Raw genomic sequence first — 19093 nt, forward strand, 5'->3', positions numbered from 1 at the left:
CTGTCAGGCTGTTTATTATTATCACACTTCACACTCACCCAGGGGGAACTCTTGCAGGGTAAAGCACTCCAGGATTTTGTTATCGACAAAATTGATGACCTGAAAGGTCAGGACATCGTAGCCATTGACGTTCATGGCAAATCCAGCATTACAGATTGCATGGTTATCTGCACAGGCACCTCCACGCGCCATGTTATGTCCATCGCCGATCACGTTGTGCAAGAATCTCGCGCCGCCGGTATGCTGCCACTGGGCGTTGAAGGTGAAGCCGCTGCCGATTGGATTGTTGTGGATCTTGGCGACGTTATGGTTCACGTCATGCAGGAAGAGAGCCGTCGTTTGTACGAGCTGGAAAAACTCTGGAGTTAATGCGTGAAGCTGCACCTGGTGGCCGTAGGCACCAAAATGCCGGACTGGGTTCAGACCGGCTTTAGCGAGTATCTGCGCCGTTTTCCAAAAGATATGCCGTTCGAACTGGTGGAGATCCCCGCCGGTAAACGCGGTAAAAATGCTGACATCAAGCGCATCCTTGAAAAAGAAGGGGAAATGATGTTGGCGGCCGCAGGAAAAAACCGCATCGTGACCCTGGATATCCCGGGGAAACCGTGGGATACGCCACAGTTGGCGTGCGAACTGGAGCGCTGGAAACAGGATGGCCGCGACGTCAGCCTGCTCATCGGCGGCCCGGAAGGCCTTTCTCCAGCTTGTAAAGCGGCAGCGGAACAAAGTTGGTCGCTCTCAACGCTCACATTACCTCACCCGCTGGTTCGCGTACTGGTGGCCGAGAGTCTTTATCGGGCGTGGAGCATTACCACCAACCACCCTTACCACCGTGAGTAATGATGACCAGGGTAGACTAAGCAGCGAATGAAATTACAGAATTCTTTCCGCGACTATACGGCTGAATCCTCGCTGTTTGTGCGCCGGGCGCTGGTCGCTTTTTTGGGGATTTTGCTGCTTACCGGCGTACTGATCGCCAACCTTTATAACGTGCAAATTGTGCGTTACACAGACTATCAAACACGCTCGAACGAAAACCGCATCAAGCTGGTCCCTATTCCGCCGAGTCGCGGCATTATCTACGATCGCAACGGTACGCCGCTGGCGCTTAACCGCACAATTTACCAGCTGGAAATGATGCCGGAGAAGGTCGATAACGTACAGCAGACGCTGGATGCGCTGCGTGACGTCATCGACCTGACCGATGACGATGTGGCGAACTTTAAAAAAGAGCGCTCGCGCTCGCATCGCTTTACCTCTATTCCGGTGAAAGTGAACCTTACCGAAGTCCAGGTGGCTCGTTTCGCGGTTAACCAGTACCGCTTCCCCGGCGTGGAAGTCAAAGGCTATAAACGCCGTTACTATCCCTATAATTCCGCCCTTACCCACGTTATCGGCTACGTCTCTAAAATTAACGATAAAGACGTCGATCGCCTGGATAAAGAGGGGAAGCTGGCTAACTATGCCTCGACGCATGACATCGGTAAACTCGGTATTGAGCGCTACTATGAAGATGTGCTGCACGGGGAAACCGGCTATGAAGAGGTCGAGGTTAACAACCGTGGTCGCGTGATTCGTCAGCTTAAGGAAGTCCCACCGCAGGCCGGGCGCGATATCTATTTAACGCTCGACCTGAAACTACAGCAGTATATTGAAACGCTGCTCGCGGGAAGCCGCGCGGCCGTCGTTGTAACCGACCCACGAACCGGCGCGATCCTCGCATTGGTATCGACTCCAAGCTACGATCCGAATCTGTTCGTTGACGGCATCTCCAGTAAAGATTATTCAGGGCTGCTCAACGATCCGAATACGCCGCTGGTCAACCGCGCGACTCAAGGGGTATATCCTCCTGCCTCGACGGTTAAACCCTACGTCGCAGTCTCAGCGCTCAGCGCGGGCGTAATCACCCGTAATACCAGCCTGTTTGACCCCGGCTGGTGGCAACTGCCAGGTTCAGATAAGCGCTATCGCGACTGGAAGAAGTGGGGCCACGGGCATCTGAACGTCACTAAAGCGCTGGAAGAGTCTGCCGATACCTATTTCTATCAGGTTGCTTACGATATGGGTATCGATCGCCTGTCCGAATGGATGAGCAAATTCGGGTACGGCCACTATACTGGCGTTGATCTCTCGGAAGAACGCTCCGGCAATATGCCTACCCGTGAGTGGAAGCTCAAACGCTTCAAGAAGCCGTGGTATCAGGGCGATACTATTCCGGTCGGCATCGGTCAGGGCTACTGGACCGCAACGCCTATTCAGATGAACAAAGCGCTGATGATCCTGATTAACGACGGTGTCGTCAAAGTGCCGCACCTGCTGCAAAGCACGGTTGAAGATGGCAAACCAGTACCATGGGTACAGCCGCACGAACCGCCGGTCGGCGATATTCACTCTGGTTTTTGGGAAATCGCCAAAGACGGAATGTATGGCGTAGCCAACCGTGGAAACGGTACTGCACATAAATATTTCGCCAGCGCGCCGTATAAAATTGCGGCGAAATCGGGCACCGCCCAGGTCTTTGGCCTGAAAGCCAATGAAACCTATAACGCGCACCGAATCGCAGAACGCCTGCGTGACCACAAACTCATGACGGCATTTGCCCCTTATAACAACCCCCAGGTTGCCGTTGCAATCATTCTCGAGAACGGCGGCGCAGGGCCTGCAGTCGGTACCATTATGCGCCAGATTCTCGATCATATAATGCTGGGCGATAACAACACCAATCTGCCGAGTGAAAATCCGGCGGTCACGGCTGGGGAGGATCAATAATGACGGATAATCCAAACAAAAAATCGCTATGGGATAAAATCCATCTCGATCCCACCATGCTGCTTATCCTGCTGGCGCTACTGACCTATAGCGCGCTGGTTATCTGGAGCGCTAGCGGTCAGGACATGGGCATGATGGAGCGCAAAATCGGCCAGATCGCCATGGGCGTCGTTATCATGATCGTCATGGCGCAGATCCCGCCGCGTGTGTATGAGGGCTGGGCTCCCTACCTCTACATCGTCTGTATTATCCTGCTGGTGGCGGTGGATGCCTTTGGCGCAATTTCCAAAGGGGCGCAGCGCTGGCTGGATCTCGGTATCGTCCGTTTTCAGCCCTCGGAAATCGCGAAGATTGCCGTACCGCTGATGGTGGCGCGCTTTATCAACCGCGATGTTTGTCCACCATCGCTAAAAAATACCGCTATTGCGCTGGTGCTGATTTTCTTACCCACGCTGCTGGTTGCCGCGCAGCCTGACCTCGGAACTTCGATTCTGGTAGCGTTATCCGGCCTGTTTGTCCTGTTCTTGTCTGGGCTGAGCTGGCGTCTGATCGGCATTGCGGTGGTGCTGGTCGCCGCCTTTATCCCCATCTTGTGGTTCTTCCTGATGCATGATTATCAGCGCCAGCGCGTGATGATGCTGCTCGACCCGGAAACCGATCCGCTCGGCGCGGGCTACCACATTATTCAATCAAAAATCGCTATCGGCTCCGGTGGACTACGCGGAAAAGGTTGGCTGCACGGCACCCAGTCGCAGCTGGAATTCTTACCGGAGCGCCATACCGACTTTATCTTTGCCGTTCTGGCTGAGGAGCTGGGGCTGATTGGCGTACTGATCCTGCTGGCGCTGTATATTTTGCTAATCATGCGTGGGCTATGGATCGCCTCCCAGGCGCAAACCACCTTTGGTCGGGTTATGGCTGGGGGTTTAATGTTGATTTTATTCGTTTATGTCTTCGTAAATATTGGTATGGTAAGTGGTATTTTACCAGTGGTGGGGGTACCTTTGCCGCTGGTCAGCTACGGGGGCTCTGCCCTAATCGTATTGATGGCCGGGTTTGGTATCGTCATGTCGATCCATACTCATAGAAAAATGTTGTCGAAAAGCGTTTAAGGGGTTCGCGATGCGTAAGCAATGGCTGGGGATCTGCATAGCAGCAGGGCTGCTGGCGGCATGTCAGAGTGATGACGTTCAACAGAAAACGGTCAGCACTCCACAGTCGGCCGTTTGTAATGGACCAACTGTGGAAATCAGCGGTGCGGATCCACAGTATGAAACGCCTAACGCAACGGCGAATCAAGACTACGAACGCGATGGCAAAAGTTATAAAATCGTCCAGGATCCCTCTAACTTTACCCAGGCTGGTTTTGCCGCGATTTACGATGCAGAGCCGAACAGCAACCTGACCGCCTCAGGGGAAGCCTTCGACCCGACGCAGCTCACCGCCGCGCATCCGACGTTACCGATCCCAAGCTACGCGCGGATAACAAACCTCGCCAACGGGCGAATGATCGTGGTACGCATCAACGATCGCGGACCTTACGGCAACGATCGCGTCATCTCGCTTTCACGTGCCTCAGCCGATCGTCTGAATACCTCGAACAATACCAAAGTGCGTATCGATCCGATCGTTGTCGCCCCAGATGGCTCACTTTCCGGCCCCGGAATGGCCTGTACGACCGTTGCTAAACAGACCTACGCCCTGCCCGCACGTCCGAATCTTGATGGTGATAACGGTGCAGCCATCGGTCAACCCGCGCAAACTGATGTTCATGCCATCAGCAACTCAACTTTAAAGCCAGAAGATAGCACCGGCGCACCGGTAAACAGCGGCGGGTTCCTTGGCGCGCCAACGCCGCTGAACAGTGGGGTGCTGGAAAGCAGTGAGCCAGTTGTGCAAACCGCGCCGGTTACAGCTCCAGGTTCGGTCCAGGGCGGCGTAGCGCCTGCCGTAGCGGCGACTGCTGCGGTAACACCAGCGGCTGCCACCACCAGCGGCGACTTCGTCGTACAGGTGGGTGCCGTCAGCGATCAGGCCCGTGCGCAGCAGTATCAGCAGCGCCTGAGCCAGCAATTCTCCGTACCCGGCCGCGTGATGCAAAACGGCGCGGTATGGCGTATTCAATTGGGTCCATTCAGCAGCAAAGGGCAAGCCAGCACGGTTCAACAACGCCTGCAAAGCGAAGCTCAGCTGCAATCATTTATTACTCGCGCCAACTAAACGCGTCGGGCTGTTGTCCTCCGCTCACCACGCATGACAAAGTCATTAACAAAGTCATGCGCAATGTCGGATGCTGGCCCGCAGTGCATTTGCTATAGTAAGGCACTTTTTTTAACTCCATCACGGATGCCGTTGTTCAGACCATGAAGACCTCTTTCACCGCTCGTTTACTTGTTACGGCGCTCTCCGTGGCAGCGCTATCCTCAGCTGCCCGCGCCGATGACCTGAATATCAAAACTATGATCCCTGGCGCCCCGCAGATTGACGCCGAATCCTGGGTTCTTATCGATTACAACTCAGGCAAGGTATTGGCTGAAAATAACGCCGATTCCCGTCGCGACCCGGCGAGTCTGACCAAGATGATGACCAGCTATGTTATTGGTCAGGCGATGAAAGCGGGCAAGTTTAAAGAATCCGATCTGGTCACCGTTGGTAACGATGCGTGGGCGACCGGTAACCCAGTCTTTAAAGGCTCCTCACTGATGTTCCTTAAGCCTGGTATGCAGGTACCGGTTTCCCAGCTGATCCGCGGTATTAACCTGCAGTCAGGTAATGACGCCTGTGTGGCGATGGCCGACTATGTCGCTGGTAGCCAGGATGCCTTCGTCGGCCTGATGAATAACTACGTTAACGCTCTGGGTCTGAAGAACACCCATTTCCAGACCGTTCATGGCCTAGATGCCGATGGTCAGTTCAGCTCGGCGCGTGATATGGCGCTGATTGGCCAGGCGCTGATCCGCGATGTGCCGAACGAATACACCATCTACAAAGAAAAAGAGTTCACCTTTAACGGGATTCGCCAACTCAACCGTAACGGCCTGCTATGGGATAAAAGTCTGAGCGTCGACGGCATTAAAACGGGCCACACGGACAAAGCGGGCTATAATCTCGTGGCTTCGGCAACCGAAGGTCAGATGCGCCTGATCTCCGCCGTGATGGGTGGACGTACCTATAAAGGCCGTGAGTCCGAGAGCAAAAAACTGCTGACCTGGGGCTTCCGCTTCTTTGAAACCGTTAACCCGATTAAAGCAGGGAAAGAGTTCGCCTCTGAACCCGCCTGGTTTGGTGATAACGATCGCGCCTCCCTCGGTGTGGACAAAGACGTTTATCTGACTATCCCTCGTGGTCGTATGAAAGACCTGAAAGCCAGCTATGTCCTGAACAATGCCGAACTGCACGCGCCGCTGCAGAAAAACCAGGTTGTTGGCACCATTAATTTCCAGTTGGACGGTAAAACTATCGATCAGCGCCCGCTGGTCGTACTGCAGGAAATTCCGGAAGGCAATTTCTTCGGCAAAATCATTGATTACATTAAGTTAATGTTCCATCACTGGTTTGGTTAAAAATTGAACACTTGAAAGTGTGATTTGCGTCCCCATATACTAGGTATCCTGATAACTCCCACACGTCGTGGGAGTTATTATTTTTTGTTGTAACACCGGAGCTGACATGAAAACCAAACTTAACGAACTGCTTGAATTCCCTACCCCTTTTACTTACAAAGTAATGGGACAGGCGTTGCCGGAGCTGGTTGACCAGGTGGTTGAAGTGGTACAGCGCCATGCACCAGGTGATTACTCTCCGACGGTAAAACCCAGCAGCAAAGGTAACTACCACTCGGTCTCCATCACGATTAACGCCACACATATCGAGCAGGTAGAAACCCTGTACGAAGAGTTGGGCAATATTGAAATCGTGCGAATGGTGCTGTAAACCGATTGCTTGACCCGGCCTTTGTGCCGGGTAATCCTCTCTTTCTCGCTGTGATATACTCCCCACTCAAGTTATTCTCTCTCTGCGGAGACGTTGTTTTGCAGCACAATAAAATCCTCATCCGCCAACTCGGCCTGCAACCTTACGAACCTATCTCGCAGGCAATGCATGAGTTCACCGACACTCGCGACGACTCCACCCTGGATGAAATCTGGTTGGTCGAGCATCATCCAGTGTTCACTCAGGGCCAGGCCGGAAAAGCCGAACATGTTCTTGTTCCTGGCGATATCCCAGTGATTCAGAGTGACCGTGGCGGGCAGGTTACCTATCATGGTCCTGGGCAGCAGGTGATGTACGTCCTGCTGAACCTTAAACGTCGTAAGCTGGGTGTACGTGAGCTGGTCACCCTTTTAGAGCAAACCGTCGTGAATACGCTAGCAGAATCTGGCATTGAGTCGCACCCCCGCGCCGATGCTCCCGGCGTCTATGTCGGCGAGCAAAAAATCTGCTCTCTGGGCCTGCGTATCCGCAAAGGTTGCTCATTCCACGGTCTGGCGCTGAATATCGCCATGGATCTGTCACCATTCCTGCGAATTAACCCATGTGGTTACGCTGGTATGGAAATGACTCAAATGCGTCAGTGGCAGCCGAATGCTCGTCCAGAAACCGTTGCTCCGCAATTGGCCGCGAATCTGTTGGCACTGCTCAATAATCCACCGTACGAATACATTTCAGTCCGGTAATTATTACGTCCCGTGGTCGCGGGACGTCACATTTCCCTCTCACAACAAATTAAGTCTTTATATTTGCTGTGTATTATCACGTATCAGAATGAGTCTGGTCGTTATAATGATGCTATTCACCATTATCGGAAATATAGAGTGGAAGAAAATAACGCTCCAGCAGAACCCACTGACCCACAAGATGATCGCCACGGGCGGCAGATGTTTCGCATTTTGCGTAACATAGACCTGAACTTACTGACTATTTTTGAAGCCGTTTATGTGCATAAAGGCATCGTTAATGCGGCAAAGGTGCTCAACATCACCCCCTCAGCGATCAGTCAATCAATCAACAAACTGCGAGCACTCTTCCCCGATCCGCTGTTTATTCGCAAAGGCCAGGGCGTAACTCCTACCGCCTATGCAACGCATCTTCATCAGCATATTAGTCAGGGAATGGAGGCTTTTCTCAACGCGCTGGATTTAACCGGTGATACGCACCAGGAGCGAGTGATAACCATCGCGACCTCTCCGGCTATCGGAGCGTTGATAATGCCGGTAATTACCAAAAAACTGAGAGCCGTCTTTCCTCAGGTATTGCTGCATAATATCGCCATCAACGACGCCGTCAGCCAGTTGAATCAGCGTCAGGTCGATCTGTTGATCGACAGCTTCGCGCACGCCGGGCTGTCGATTACGCATCATGTGTTATTTCAGGATAGTGTGCACATATACTGCCGGGCAGGCCATCCAGCGTTAAAAATGCCGGCAACTCCAGAAAACCTTCGCCAATATGAATTCGCGCTGCTGCAACCTGAGCACCATCGCTATGCGACAATTCTGCGTCGCCTGCATGAACACCTGGGCGAGCGTCGCTGCGGCTTCAGTAGCTACAATTTGTTAACTCAGGCCGCACTGGTCAGTGAAAGCGAGATGCTGGGGCTGATTACTTCCGGGATGTTCTCCCTGGTAGAGCGCATATGGCCGTTAAAAATGCTTGATTTCCCACCTTTACAGGCGGAAAAAATTGATATTTCGCTACATTACAATAAGCTCAGCGCGCAAGAACCCTTATTGAAAGAGATTGTAGAGACCATTCGCCAGGCCTTTTAGGTGATAAAGCACGTGTGGGAAAAGCATAAAACAACAACTATTTTACAATTTGCCGTGTTACCAGGCTGCTTTCTGCCCCGCATCAATGGTATACTGCCTGCGCTTAATTCAAAAATAGTTGATAAATACAACATTTTCTTGAATTAATTCGCTTTCCTTCGTGACTTGCAACTGGAACACGCACGCTATGAGTAAACCCATTGTGATGGAACGCGGTGTTAAATACCGCGACGCCGATAAAATGGCCCTTATCCCGGTGAAAAACGTGGCAACTGAGCGTGAAGCTCTGCTCAGAAAACCGGAATGGATGAAAATCAAACTTCCGGCTGACTCGTCCCGTATCCAGGGGATCAAGGCAGCGATGCGTAAGAACGGCCTGCACTCCGTGTGCGAAGAAGCCTCTTGCCCGAACCTCGCGGAATGTTTTAACCACGGAACGGCGACTTTTATGATTCTGGGTGCCATCTGTACCCGTCGTTGTCCGTTCTGCGACGTGGCGCACGGGCGCCCGGTCACTCCTGACACCAACGAACCGCAAAAGCTGGCGCAAACTATTGCCGATATGGCCCTGCGTTACGTTGTGGTGACCTCCGTTGACCGTGACGATCTGCGCGATGGCGGCGCTCAGCATTTTGCCGACTGCATCAGCGCTATTCGCGAGAAAAATCCGACCATCAAAATTGAAACCCTGGTTCCGGACTTCCGCGGTCGTATGGATCGTGCTTTGGAAATCCTCCAGGCGACACCGCCGGATGTGTTTAACCATAACCTGGAAAACGTGCCGCGCCTGTATCGCCAGGTTCGTCCGGGAGCCGATTACAACTGGTCTCTGAAGCTGCTGGAGCGTTTTAAAGAAGCACATCCGGAGATCCCGACTAAATCGGGTTTGATGGTTGGTCTAGGTGAAACGAACGCCGAAATCGTTGAAGTGATGCGCGATCTACGTCGTCACGGCGTCACGATGCTAACTTTAGGTCAATATTTGCAGCCAAGCCGTCATCACCTGCCGGTACAGCGTTATGTTAGCCCTGATGAGTTCGAAGAGATGAAAGGTGAAGCCATGGCAATGGGCTTTACCCACGCCGCCTGCGGGCCGTTCGTTCGCTCGTCCTATCATGCTGACCTGCAAGCCAAAGGTATGGAAGTGAAGTAATCCGTACCTCGACTGCTGCGTGAAACCTGGTAGCGCAGCAGTTTACTTTTCTGTTCTGCTATTCCCGAAATTCCCCATTGAAATGAATTAACCCAGCGCGGTAACAGTTGGTTGCATCTTTTTAGGCCAAATAACGTATATATAACAAAAAGAGGCCGCAACGACTAACGCTGCGGCCTCTTTGCCGTCCAGGTTCACACCTGTCGGCAGCGTGCTCCCCTCCACCGGGAAGCACGAAGTGAATTACTCTTTATGAGAGAGTTTCTGTGCCGGGATCTCTTCCTCTGCACTGGTTTTCTTCGCACTATCATCGTCATCGTTCATGGCCTTTTTAAAGCCTTTGATGGCCGAGCCCAGGTCTCCACCCAGCGTGCGTAATTTTTTGGTACCAAACACTAAAATAATCAGCGCTGCGACTACCAGCAGTTTGGTAATACTAATCTCACCCATAGCTAACCTTCTTCTCTAATACAAGCTGCGAATACGCCATCATACACGCATACAATTAACGGCTATTTGACGCGCGGACACAATAGCAATCTGTAACAAGGTGAATCAAGCCTTGTTTAAAAAAACGTCATAATAATTGCGGTGGCGCAAAGCGACGATTCTGCAACACCGGCAAGCGTTCCCGTACCAGCTGAAGATAATCAGCTGAAAGCTCAGCAAAAATCAACTGCGGCTGTTCTCCTGCCCCAGCGATCGTCGTTCCAAGAGGATCAACAATACGACTCTGTCCAATATTGCGGGTTCCGCACTCACCTGCCGCGATAATATAACAGGTAGTATCCAGCGCCCGCGCCGCCAGCAACGTCGACCAATGATGTTCCTTAAGCGGCCCTTTCACCCACGCAGTGGGTAATACTAAGAGTTGCGCCCCGCTGAGCGCTAGCGACAGCGCCAGTTCAGGAAAACGCAAATCGTAGCAGGTCATCAGCCCGACGCGCATCCCATCAACCTCAATAAGCGGCGGAATTTGCTGTCCGGCATCGACCAACCGGGATTCCTGAATATTGAAAGCATCATACAGGTGTAGCTTCTGATATTGCGCAATAATCTTACCCTGACGTAAAGCCACCAGCGTGTTAGTTGCCCGCCCCTCGCCTGAAGGCACGTGCAAAGTCAGCACCGTCGTCAGCGCGCTGTTTTTACTTTCCGCCAGCAGTAACTGTAAAAAGCCGCCATCCAGGAGTTGGGCTGATTTAACCGATAAATCCGCATCGTTGTCATCTCGAGCAAGTAGCGCTTCTGGTAATACCAATAACGAAGCCCCCCTTCCGACAGCCTGACGCATCAGCACGACGCAAGTCTGCGCATTGGTCGTCCAGTCTGGCGTTACGGCAAATTGTCCGGCAGCAACAAGCATCTTTTCTCTCCCATCAGGTAATTCATAGCCAGCAAGGTATTTCGCGAGCTACACTCGAAGTTTAGTATCAATCAATAAACAGGGAATGACCGTGTTGCAACTCCTTTTGGCTGTATTTCTTGGCGGCGGCACCGGCAGCGTTTTACGCTGGTGGCTGGGTATGAAGCTTAATCCCATGCACCACGCTCTCCCCATTGGTACTCTTACTGCTAACCTGCTAGGGGCATTTATTATCGGAGCCGGTCTGGCCTGGTTTAATCGCCTGACGGGTATCGATCCGATGTGGAAACTGCTTATCACCACCGGCTTTTGCGGCGGACTGACAACCTTCTCCACATTTTCCGCCGAAGTGGTGTTTCTTCTGCAGCAGGGGCGCTTTAGCTGGGCATTGCTGAATATCGTCGTCAACTTATTAGGCTCGTTTGCCATGACGGCAGCGGCATTCTGGCTATTTTCTCAGGCAGCAAGCCGCTAACTACAGGCAAAAAAAAACCCGCTAAGAGCGGGTTTTTATATTCTACTGACGCGTTGCTTAGATAGGCATTACGTTTGCAGCAGAAGGGCCTTTGGCACCGTTAGTGATTTCGAACTCTACACGCTGACCTTCAGCCAGAGTTTTGAAACCGTTGGACTGGATTGCAGAGAAATGTACGAATACATCTTTGCTGCCATCTTCCGGAGTAATGAAACCGAATCCTTTGGACTCATTAAACCACTTAACGTTACCTTTAATCTTAGACATCAAAATTACCTTTATATGAAAAAATCGACACTAATACTGTGTCGGGTATCAGTACACCAATTGTGGTACCTTTTGTCCAGCGCAACTTTGCTAAAAAGTGATAAAAGTCTCTATCTTTTTGTAGACATATAACTTTAATCATTGTTTTTTCAGAACATAGTCCGCTTATCACTTTTGTTGCAATGCAATGCCGTGCTGGTTAAAACTGGATGCGCGCCCACGCAAAGTAAACGTTACCGTTGTTATAGGTACCTGGAATATAGGTCATTTGGAATGTTGCAGGACCGTAACCAATGGAGGCCAGAGGCAGCACAACTGGAATAGGGATATAGTTCCAGTTATCACGCGCCGTTACGCCAAGGGTATAGCCTAAGCCAAGATGGAAGTTATCGTCAGCCAAGGGACGCCAGGTTTTTTCCCAACCGTAGCCGCCAATGGGCTCCCATTTGTTATAGGAGTCTTTGAAGGCCATGAGGTAAATACCATTCCAGTTCCCTTTATCATCCCAACGCGAAATGCCGAAGCCAGCCCCCCAGGGACGTTCGTTATACTTATCCGTTTTTTCTTTATCGTAGGCGAAACGAGCATGCCAGGTCACCGCCGGTATGAAAAGATCGTAGTGCTCAGGCTCATTCCAGGTCTGCGCAATGTTATCACTTAGCGTGTTGTAACCATCGCGCAGCGTTGAGCTAAACGATGCGTTAGCAGTAGCGGATGAGAGCAGCAGTCCCAGGCATCCAAGAAAAAACCATGTAAATCGACTCAGCATTAACACTTCTCTATTACCAGTATCATTTTTAAGGCGGGTTAAGATAGCAAAGATAAACTTAATAATACCTTAACGGAATTAGGCAAACTCTTGATTTGTCCGGTACAAAAATCTGAAAATCATCACGACTGGCGTTTTGACCACGTCCCCATTGTACGGCAATTAGGGTATTCTCACCGATTTATTGATTTGCATCAGCGAGTTCAGCCCGTTTTTTAGGCACATTCGCTCACTTAATTTTTTCTTCGCTTTATTTATCAGCAGATTCTTTGGGTTAATGGTTTAGGGGTAAAAGATGCTTACGCTAGTAGAGATCCTCATTGGGATTGTGGTCATTGTGGGCGTCGCCCGCTATATCATTAAAGGCTATTCAGCCACCGGCGTGTTGTTCGTCGGCGGTTTAGTATTACTCATCGCCAGCGCACTAATGGGGCATAAGATTCTACCTGGTGATGCAAAGAGCACTGGTTACTCCGCCACAGATATTATCGAATACGTCAAGATTCTGCTCATGAGCCGCGGCGGCGACCTCGGCATGATGATAATGATGCTCTGTGGTTTCGCGACCTACATGACGCATATTGGTGCCAACGACATGGTAGTGAAACTGGCCTCAAAGCCGCTGCGCTATATTAACTCTCCATACCTGTTAATGATCGCCGCCTATTTCGTGGCCTGCCTGATGTCGCTGGCAGTCTCTTCAGCGACCGGTCTCGGCGTGCTGTTGATGGCAACCCTGTTCCCGGTGATGGTCAACGTCGGCATTAGTCGCGGCGCGGCGGCCGCTATTTGCGCCTCTCCGGCTGCGATTATTCTCTCCCCCACTTCTGGCGACGTGGTGCTGGCCGCCAAAGCCGCCGAAATGCCGTTGATAGACTTTGCCTTTAAAACCACCCTGCCTATTTCCATTGTGGCCATCATCAGCATGGCTATCGCCCACTTTTTCTGGCAGCGCTATCTCGATAAAAAAGAAAATGCCTCGCACGAAATGCTGGATGTGAACGAGATAACCACCACAGCCCCTGCTTTTTACGCCATCCTGCCGTTTACACCTATCATTGGCGTACTGATTTTCGACGGTAAATGGGGTCCGGAACTGCACATCATCACGATCCTCGTTCTCTGCATGCTATTGGCTGCAGTACTGGAGTTCTTTCGCGGCTTTAATACCAAAAACGTGTTTAATGGTCTGGAAGCCGCTTACCGAGGTATGGCGGATGCTTTTGCTGGCGTAGTCATGCTGCTGGTTGCCGCAGGCGTCTTTGCCCAAGGGCTGAGCACCATTGGTTTTATCAATGGCCTGATTTCTATCGCCACCTCATTTGGTTCAGCCAGCATTATCCTGATGCTGGTATTGGTGATACTGACAATGCTGGCGGCGATGACCACCGGTTCCGGCAACGCACCATTCTATGCCTTCGTTGAGATGATCCCGAAGCTGGCACACTCTTCCGGTATCAATCCCGCTTATCTTTCCATCCCGATGCTGCAGGCGTCTAACCTTGGACGAACTATTTCACCCGTCTCCGGCGTGGTGGTCGCGGTTGCCGGGATGGCAAAAATATCACCTTTTGAAGTGGTTAAACGCACCTCAGTCCCCGTTCTGGTTGGGCTGTTGGTCGTTATAGTCGCTACCGAAATTTTGGTCCCGGGCAGTGCTATTCACTAGCCGTGAAACCACGCGAAAAGGCGCCTGTTGGCGCCTTTTTTATGCTTTAATAACTCAATGTTATTAATGACCGTCAGTCATCAGGAATAAAAATGTTCAGGAAGGATTTCGTCGCCATTGCTCTGTTGCTTATTTCTACTCAGGCCAGTGCAGACCCGCTAATAGCAACGCAATACGGCGATTTCGACCGCTACGTGCTGGCCCTCTCCTGGCAAACGGGATTCTGCCAAAGCATGCATGACAAAAACCGTAGCGAGCCGGATGAGTGTCGTTTACAGCAAGAAAGCGCAAATAAAGCCGATTTCCTGACCGTACACGGTTTATGGCCCAGTTTGCCAAAATCCATCGCCGCACGCGGCGTAGACGAACGTCGCTGGATGCGTTATGGCTGCGCGACACGTCCACTCCCTAACATGCCAGAAGCCAAAGCCGGAAGAAAATGCCAGGCAGCGGAAACCGGTCTGTCGCTAGAGATGGCGAATAAGCTCAACGGCGTGATGCCAGGTTCCGGTGGCAATTCGTGCCTTGAACGCTATGAATATGCCAAACACGGCATTTGCTTCGGTTTTGATCCTGATAACTACTTCGGCGCTATGGTTCGTCTGAACGGTGAAGTCAAACAGAGTGCTCTGGGGGGATTCCTCGCACAACACTATGGGCAAACCGTGAGCCGTGAGGGTTTCGATGCCGTAGTCGCGCAAGCCTTTGGAAAACAGAACGTTAAAGCGTTTAAATTAACTTGCAGCGGCAACCCTGCCTATCTGACCGAGATGCAAATCTCGATCAAAGCCACAGCCATAAATGCCCCACTTTCCGCAGATTCATTTTTGCCTCAGCCCCATCCAGGTAATTGTGGCAAGCAATTTGTATTAGATAAAGTGGGTAGCTAAAGGAAGCAGACTCTGATGCCGTTATCATAAATTTCATACGGCTCAGCTATTGATCATTGATGAATGTGCGTTTAATCACTTCAAACCGTCGACAAGTCTCAGTATGATGAGAGGACATTAACCCTTGCCATTTTCGGCGAGGGTTTTCTTTTACGGATAGGTTCCTGGATAACATGGAGTATGCGATGACCAGACCCGCAATCATCATTAATGAACTCGATGCAGAACGCATCGACCGACTGCTGGAACAACCGGCTTTCGCCAACTCTCCGGTGGCGGATGCATTGAACGACGAACTGGACCGGGCACAGATGCTCGCCCCGGAAGCCATGCCGCATGATGTCGTCAGCATGAATAGCCAGGTCAGATTTCGCGATTTAACAACGGGTGAAGAACGCGTACGTACGCTGGTTTTCCCCTCTCAGGTCACGGATAGCGCTACGCAGCTATCGGTCATGGCCCCGGTCGGCGCAGCCCTACTGGGCCTGAAAGTTGGCGGTACCATTCACTGGGAATTACCCGGCGGCACCTCAACGCATCTTGAAGTACTGGAACTGCTGTATCAACCGGAAGCCGCAGGCGATTATCACCGTTAATCTCCCTACTGCCTGAGGCGTTTCGCGCTTTATTCAGAGGATGTATTCGCATCCTCTTTCTGCATATTTCACTGCCCTTGCTGCTTTTGACAAATTTTTACGCCCTCCTCTACCCGATCTGACAGTTTTGCGACCTGAATGGCACAATATTCTCCTATAATATGTTGATATAGAAACCAACGAACAAGGAGGAAGCATATGTACAAGACGATCATTATGCCTGTTGATGTTTTTGAGATGGAGCTGAGCGATAAAGCCGTCCGTCATGCGGAGTTTTTAGCCCAGCAGGACGGGGTTATCCATCTCCTTCACGTACTTCCCGGTTCATCAAGCTTCACAATGAGTCGCTTCACAGCAGACCTGCGTCGCTTTGAAGAACATTTACAGCATGAAGCAGAAACCCGTCTACAAACGATGGCCGGGCATTTCAGCATTGACCCATCGCGAATCAAGACGCATGTCCGTTTCGGCACCGTGCGTGATATGGTCAATGAACTAGCAAATGAAATTAAAGCCGATGTGGTGGTCATTGGTTCACGCAACCCTTCAATCAGCACGCATCTGCTGGGTTCCAATGCCTCAAGTGTGATTCGCCACGCCCATATCCCGGTAATGGTTGTTCGGTAAGCTGAACGTGATTGAGATAAAAAAGAGGCTACCCCAGGGTAGCCTCTTTACTTTGCAGGTTTGGTCTTACTTTATTATGAATTATGCAATCGTAGTGCGAATCAGGTAATCGAATGCGCTCAGGGACGCTTTCGCACCTTCGCCCGTGGCGATAATAATCTGTTTGTACGGTACGGTGGTGCAGTCACCGGCAGCAAAGACGCCCTTCACGTTGGTTTCACATTTCGCATCAATGATGATTTCACCCATGCGGTTACGTTCAACTGCGCCTTCCAGCCAGTTGGTATTCGGCAGCAGACCGATTTGCACGAAAATCCCGGACAGCGCCACGTGATGCTCATCGCCGCTAACACGGTCACGATACTGCAAACCGGTTACCTTACTACCGTCACCCACCACTTCCGTGGTTTGCGCATTCAGAATAATATCGACATTCTTCAGGCTGCGAACTTTATCCTGTAATACCTGATCCGCCTTCATTTCCGGCGCAAACTCAAGCAGAGTCACATGTTCAACTACTCCGGCGAGATCAATCGCCGCTTCAACGCCTGAGTTACCGCCGCCGATAACCGCAACGCGTTTACCTTTAAACAGCGGGCCATCGCAGTGCGGGCAATAGGTTACGCCTTTAGTACGATACTGATCTTCGCCTGGTACGTTCATGTTACGCCATTTCGCACCGGTCGCAATAATAACGCTGCGCGCTTTCAGCACCGCGCCAGAGGCTGTCTCAATCTGATGCAGCCCCCCTTCAACGGTAGCCGGAATCAGTTTAGATGCGCTCTGAGAGTCAATAACATCGACATCATATTCATTGACGTGCGCTTTCAAAGCGCCAGCCAGTTTCTGGCCTTCGGTTTTCGGCACTGAGATATAGTTTTCGATATCTACGGTATCCAGCACCTGACCGCCAAAACGTTCCCCCATCAGGCCAGTACGAATACCTTTACGTGCCGAGTACACCGCTGCCGCCGCACCTGAAGGGCCGGAGCCAACAATCAGCACATCATAAGCTTCACGTTTATTCAGCTCTTCTGCCGCGCGTTTTTCCGCGCCGGTATCGACTTTGGCAACGATTTCGCTCAACGTCATACGACCCTGGCCAAATTCCTGACCGTTCATAAATACTGCCGGAACGCCCATCACGTTGCGATCGGTGATTTCGTTCTGGAACGTGCCGCCATCAATTGCCGTATGCTTGATGCGCGGGTTCAGTACCGCCATCAGGTTCAGCGCCTGAACAACATCCGGGCAGTTATGGCAGGTCAGTGAATAGTAGGTTTCAAACTCAAAATCACCATCGATATCGCGTATCTGCTCCAGCAAAGTCTGCGCTTCTTTTGAAGGATGACCGCCCATCCACAGCAATGCTAAAACTAAAGAGGTGAATTCATGTCCCAGCGGAGAACCAGCAAAGCGCGGCCCCTGCTGTGAACCCGGATTCGTAATCAGGAAAGAAGGCTTGCGCACGGGCAGGCTATTTTCTTCTTTAAAGGTGACTTTGTCTGACAGTTCAGCAATTTCAGCCAGCAGTTCCCTGATTTCTGCCGATTTAGCGCCGTCATCCAGCGTGGCAATCAGCTCAACAGGTTTAGTCAGTTTCTCAAGATAAGCCTTGAGCTGGGTTTTCATGTTGGTGTCGAGCATTTTTAATCTCCTGGGCTAAAAACATCATCATGCAAACGGCCTGGTCCAGGCTGCCTGAATGCGCTTGCATCATAGTGTTGGAATAAAACGGGCGCGGCGCACCCGTTTGAGGATTAATTCGCCAGTATTTCGCGTGACAGGAAGGCAGCAAGCTTATGAATCCCCGGGAGCTTACATAAGTAAGTGACCGGGGTGATTAAGCGAAGCCAACACACCTGTAGCGCGAAAGACGCTGCGAATTTTAGATCTTACCGACCAGATCTAAAGAAGGAGCTAAAGTCGCTTCACCTTCTTTCCACTTAGCCGGGCAAACTTCACCTGGGTGAGAAGCTACGTACTGAGCAGCTTTGATTTTACGCAGCAGGTCAGACGCATCACGGCCGATACCTTCAGCGGTAACTTCGATTGCCTGGATAATACCCTGCGGGTCGACAACGAAGGTTGCACGATCTGCCAGACCTTCATCTTCACGCATATTCTCGAAGTTACGGGTCAGGGCGCCAGTCGGGTCACCGATCATCGCGTATTTGATTTTCGCGATGGTATCAGAGCTACCGTGCCATGCTTTGTGGGTAAAATGAGTGTCAGTAGAAACGGAGTACACATCGACACCCAGCTTCTGCAGCTCTTCGTAATGGTCCGCAACGTCGCCTAATTCAGTCGGGCATACGAAGGTGAAGTCAGCCGGGTAGAAGAAGAAGACGCTCCAGCGGCCTTCGGTATCTTTCTCGGTAACTTCGATGAATTCACCGTTTTTGAACGCCTGGTTTTTAAAAGGTTTGATTTTGGTATTAATTAAGGACATCTATACTTCCTCCGTGTTTTCGTTGAGGTCTAAGTTAACGAATTTTTCCTGACTCGACCAATGCGTTTGCATTATCAAATCAATAAGCGTTATCTAACAACCGGAACAAGACAACTTTGTGAACCTATCAATGCGATCGCAGCCTTACGCCGCTTTTCACATCATATGTTGCTGAAAAGTAAAAAGGCCGCCCAATCAGGCGGCCCCGTTACCTGAAATACCCGCAGGTAGATTCAGCGCCAGGCTGACTGGCTATGTGTTGCGCTCTACACCTTAATGTAACAGCATAGGG

21 protein-coding genes are annotated in these 19093 nt (G+C 51.3%); 15 read left to right on the forward strand and 6 right to left on the reverse strand.

Annotated elements, in window-relative coordinates; all coding sequences use genetic code 11:
- Positions 1 to 51 precede the first annotated feature (51 nt).
- From rsfS to lipA, 10 genes are all read left to right on the forward strand, one after another.
- Positions 52 to 369, forward strand: coding sequence for a ribosome silencing factor (rsfS, locus tag ACMYSL_RS20585; RefSeq protein WP_004100162.1), 318 nt, complete (start codon positions 52 to 54; stop codon positions 367 to 369).
- A gap of 3 nt (positions 370 to 372) precedes the next feature.
- Positions 373 to 840 carry a 23S rRNA (pseudouridine(1915)-N(3))-methyltransferase RlmH gene (gene rlmH / locus ACMYSL_RS20590; RefSeq protein ID WP_434659793.1) on the forward strand — a complete coding sequence of 156 codons (468 nt, stop codon included), beginning with the start codon at positions 373 to 375 and terminating at the stop codon, positions 838 to 840.
- A gap of 27 nt (positions 841 to 867) precedes the next feature.
- Positions 868 to 2769: a peptidoglycan DD-transpeptidase MrdA gene (gene mrdA, locus ACMYSL_RS20595; RefSeq protein ID WP_110273333.1), complete on the forward strand. Its 1902-nt coding sequence runs from the start codon at positions 868 to 870 to the stop codon at positions 2767 to 2769.
- Positions 2769 to 3881, forward strand: coding sequence for a peptidoglycan glycosyltransferase MrdB (gene mrdB, locus ACMYSL_RS20600; protein WP_110273332.1), 1113 nt, complete (start codon positions 2769 to 2771; stop codon positions 3879 to 3881). Before mrdA ends, mrdB begins: the two co-directional genes overlap by 1 nt.
- A 10-nt stretch (positions 3882 to 3891) precedes the next feature.
- Complete coding sequence (rlpA, locus tag ACMYSL_RS20605; RefSeq protein WP_434659794.1) at positions 3892 to 4989, forward strand: endolytic peptidoglycan transglycosylase RlpA; 1098 nt, start codon at positions 3892 to 3894, stop codon at positions 4987 to 4989.
- A 143-nt stretch (positions 4990 to 5132) separates the two neighbouring features.
- Positions 5133 to 6332: a D-alanyl-D-alanine carboxypeptidase DacA gene (dacA, locus tag ACMYSL_RS20610; protein WP_110273330.1), complete on the forward strand. Its 1200-nt coding sequence runs from the start codon at positions 5133 to 5135 to the stop codon at positions 6330 to 6332.
- Positions 6333 to 6438: 106 nt separating this feature from the next.
- Complete coding sequence (gene ybeD / locus ACMYSL_RS20615; RefSeq protein WP_004100153.1) at positions 6439 to 6702, forward strand: DUF493 family protein YbeD; 264 nt, start codon at positions 6439 to 6441, stop codon at positions 6700 to 6702.
- Positions 6703 to 6800: 98 nt separating this feature from the next.
- Complete coding sequence (lipB, locus tag ACMYSL_RS20620; protein WP_304256983.1) at positions 6801 to 7445, forward strand: lipoyl(octanoyl) transferase LipB; 645 nt, start codon at positions 6801 to 6803, stop codon at positions 7443 to 7445.
- A gap of 138 nt (positions 7446 to 7583) precedes the next feature.
- Positions 7584 to 8537 carry a YbeF family transcriptional regulator gene (locus ACMYSL_RS20625; protein ID WP_182236945.1) on the forward strand — a complete coding sequence of 318 codons (954 nt, stop codon included), beginning with the start codon at positions 7584 to 7586 and terminating at the stop codon, positions 8535 to 8537.
- A gap of 187 nt (positions 8538 to 8724) precedes the next feature.
- Positions 8725 to 9690 carry a lipoyl synthase gene (lipA, locus tag ACMYSL_RS20630; protein WP_434659795.1) on the forward strand — a complete coding sequence of 322 codons (966 nt, stop codon included), beginning with the start codon at positions 8725 to 8727 and terminating at the stop codon, positions 9688 to 9690.
- Between the two features lie 243 nt (positions 9691 to 9933).
- Here the strand turns inward: lipA and tatE are convergent, their stop codons facing one another.
- Positions 9934 to 10140, reverse strand: a complete 207-nt coding sequence (tatE, locus tag ACMYSL_RS20635; RefSeq protein WP_110273326.1) for a twin-arginine translocase subunit TatE — start codon at positions 10138 to 10140, stop codon at positions 9934 to 9936.
- 127 nt (positions 10141 to 10267) lie between these two features.
- The gene (locus ACMYSL_RS20640) at positions 10268 to 11056 is read right to left on the reverse strand and encodes a deaminated glutathione amidase (protein WP_434659796.1); all 789 of its coding nucleotides are present in this window, start codon (positions 11054 to 11056) and stop codon (positions 10268 to 10270) included.
- 91 nt (positions 11057 to 11147) lie between these two features.
- On the opposite strand from ACMYSL_RS20640, the gene crcB reads away from it, so the two are divergent.
- Entirely contained in the window at positions 11148 to 11531 is a 384-nt protein-coding gene (gene crcB / locus ACMYSL_RS20645) for a fluoride efflux transporter CrcB (protein WP_182236949.1), read from the forward strand.
- A 57-nt stretch (positions 11532 to 11588) separates the two neighbouring features.
- Here the strand turns inward: crcB and cspE are convergent, their stop codons facing one another.
- A complete protein-coding gene (gene cspE / locus ACMYSL_RS20650; RefSeq protein WP_004100146.1) occupies positions 11589 to 11798 on the reverse strand; it encodes a transcription antiterminator/RNA stability regulator CspE in 210 nt (69 codons plus the stop codon).
- A gap of 199 nt (positions 11799 to 11997) precedes the next feature.
- The gene (gene pagP, locus ACMYSL_RS20655) at positions 11998 to 12573 is read right to left on the reverse strand and encodes a lipid IV(A) palmitoyltransferase PagP (protein ID WP_181421760.1); all 576 of its coding nucleotides are present in this window, start codon (positions 12571 to 12573) and stop codon (positions 11998 to 12000) included.
- A 289-nt stretch (positions 12574 to 12862) separates the two neighbouring features.
- Here pagP and dcuC point away from each other — a divergent pair, with 289 nt between their 5' ends.
- From dcuC to uspG, 4 genes are all read left to right on the forward strand, one after another.
- Complete coding sequence (gene dcuC, locus ACMYSL_RS20660) at positions 12863 to 14236, forward strand: anaerobic C4-dicarboxylate transporter DcuC (protein ID WP_287859292.1); 1374 nt, start codon at positions 12863 to 12865, stop codon at positions 14234 to 14236.
- Between the two features lie 92 nt (positions 14237 to 14328).
- The gene (rna, locus tag ACMYSL_RS20665) at positions 14329 to 15126 is read left to right on the forward strand and encodes a ribonuclease I (protein WP_434659797.1); all 798 of its coding nucleotides are present in this window, start codon (positions 14329 to 14331) and stop codon (positions 15124 to 15126) included.
- Positions 15127 to 15311: 185 nt separating this feature from the next.
- Entirely contained in the window at positions 15312 to 15722 is a 411-nt protein-coding gene (rnk, locus tag ACMYSL_RS20670; RefSeq protein ID WP_110273321.1) for a nucleoside diphosphate kinase regulator, read from the forward strand.
- 198 nt (positions 15723 to 15920) lie between these two features.
- Positions 15921 to 16349: a universal stress protein UspG gene (gene uspG / locus ACMYSL_RS20675; protein ID WP_112214531.1), complete on the forward strand. Its 429-nt coding sequence runs from the start codon at positions 15921 to 15923 to the stop codon at positions 16347 to 16349.
- Between the two features lie 81 nt (positions 16350 to 16430).
- Here the strand turns inward: uspG and ahpF are convergent, their stop codons facing one another.
- Positions 16431 to 17996 carry an alkyl hydroperoxide reductase subunit F gene (gene ahpF, locus ACMYSL_RS20680; protein ID WP_182236956.1) on the reverse strand — a complete coding sequence of 522 codons (1566 nt, stop codon included), beginning with the start codon at positions 17994 to 17996 and terminating at the stop codon, positions 16431 to 16433.
- 241 nt (positions 17997 to 18237) lie between these two features.
- Positions 18238 to 18801, reverse strand: coding sequence for an alkyl hydroperoxide reductase subunit C (gene ahpC, locus ACMYSL_RS20685; RefSeq protein WP_052284784.1), 564 nt, complete (start codon positions 18799 to 18801; stop codon positions 18238 to 18240).
- Positions 18802 to 19093 lie beyond the last annotated feature (292 nt).

This window comes from Klebsiella sp. MISC125, assembly GCF_051131775.1.
GTDB lineage: Bacteria > Pseudomonadota > Gammaproteobacteria > Enterobacterales > Enterobacteriaceae > Klebsiella.